The sequence below is a fragment of the Rudaea sp. genome, assembly GCF_036383415.1.
Classification (GTDB): domain Bacteria; phylum Pseudomonadota; class Gammaproteobacteria; order Xanthomonadales; family Rhodanobacteraceae; genus Rudaea.
This window is the reverse complement of the sequence record NZ_DASVOK010000015.1, coordinates 1-1,640: the sequence shown is the minus strand read 5'-3', so window position 1 is coordinate 1,640 and position 1,640 is coordinate 1. Positions and strand designations below refer to the sequence as shown.

The 1,640-nt window shown below is 67.2% G+C and carries 2 protein-coding genes; both read left to right on the top strand.

Features of this window, described 5'->3' with window-relative positions:
• Positions 1 to 376: RidA family protein (locus VF497_RS00500; RefSeq protein WP_330885176.1), on the top strand; the 376-nt coding region annotated here is incomplete at its 5' end.
• Positions 366 to 1,640 (top strand): amidohydrolase (locus tag VF497_RS00495; RefSeq protein WP_330885174.1); only part of this gene is annotated, 1,275 nt, incomplete at its 3' end. The genes VF497_RS00500 and VF497_RS00495, both read left to right, overlap by 11 nt.

Below are 1,640 nucleotides of genomic sequence, written 5' to 3'. Positions count from 1 at the left end.
CCCGCCGACCGGATTGCGGCCGGGCCTCCCGTACTCTCCGGCCATCCGCTGGGACAGGCTTCTGTTCGTTTCCGGCCAGACCGGCTCCGATCCGGTGACACGTGAATTCCCTGCGGACATCAAGGCGCAAACGCGCATCGCACTCGATAACGTCAAGGCGCTTGCCGAGGCCGGCGGAGCCGGGCTCGACACGGCGTTGAAGATGACGATCCACATGACCGATATGATGAACGAGTTTGCCGCGATGAACGAAGTGTTCCGCGAATATTTCCCGAAGGATCCGCCGTCGCGCACGACCGTCGGCGTCGCGCACCTGGCGCGTGCCGGGCTGAAGATCGAGATCGACATGATCGCCGTGGTCAAGGATGCCGGCTAGGACGCCAACGACACTCCTGCGCGGCGGCCTGTTCGCCGCGCAGGATGGCTCGACGCCCGACAGCCTGCTGATCGCGGACAACCGGATCGCCTGGCTCGGGTCGCGGCACGATGCGCCGTCCGCGGATCGCATCGTCGATCTCGACGGTCGCCGCGTGGTTCCCGGGCTGACCGACGCGCATCTGCACTTCTTCATGCGGGCGCAGGAGCTGCTCAATCTGCAGCTCGGCGCCGGCGTCAATTCGGTTGCGCAACTGCTCGACCGTCTGCACGGCGCCTGTGTTGCGGCCGGGCGGGGCGAATGGGTGGTCTCGGCCGACTACAACGAGCAATCGTTGCTGGAGCGCCGGCATCCGACATTGGCCGAGCTGGATGGGGTGTCGCAGGATTGTCCGGTGCTGTTGCGGCGGACCGGCGGGCATCTTTCCGTGGCGAACTCGGCGGCGCTCCGGCTCGCGCAATTTGACGCCACCACGGCGGACCCGCCCGGTGGAACGATCGAGCGGGACAATGGCCGTCTCTCCGGCGTGTTGACGGAAACCGCCGCGGATCTCGTCGCCGGGTTGGTCCCCCAGCCGTCGTCGGCCCGGACCATCCAGGCGATCGGCCAGGTGGTCAAGGAGAGCCTGAGTTTCGGCATCGTCGCTGCCGTCGAAGCCGCGGTCGGATTCAACAGCGGCTTCGAGACCGAGTGGGATATCTGGAGCGCGATCAGGGATGCCGGCGCGTTGCCGGTGCGTATGGGGTTCATGCTTCGGATCGACCCGTTGCAGGCGCGCGCGCTGAACATCGTCCCATCGCAATTCGATCCGCGCTGGCAGGTCCGCACCTTGAAATTCTTCGTCGACGGCATCGTCGGGGCCCGGACTGCGGCACTGTCCGAACCTTACGCCGATCGCGAAACCCGCGGCCTCCTGATGGAGGACCCGGCCGATCTGCGCGCCAAGGTGATGGACGCCCATACGGCGGGCTGGCAGCTCGCCGCCCACGTCATCGGAGACCGTGCGATCGATCATTGGCTGTCGGCGCTGGAGGCTGCGCAACGCGCCGCGCCGCGAGGCGATCCTCGGCACCGGCTCGAGCACTTCGCGATCTGCGGAAACGATGCGGTCGAGAGGGTTCGCTCGCTCGGTGCGATCGTCGTCCCGCAATACGGGTTCCTGCATCGGCTCGGTCGATCCTTCGCACACGCGGTCGGACCAGCGCGCGCCCAGCGATTGTATCCGGGCCGCACGGTCCGCAATGCCGGTGTGACGATCGCCGGC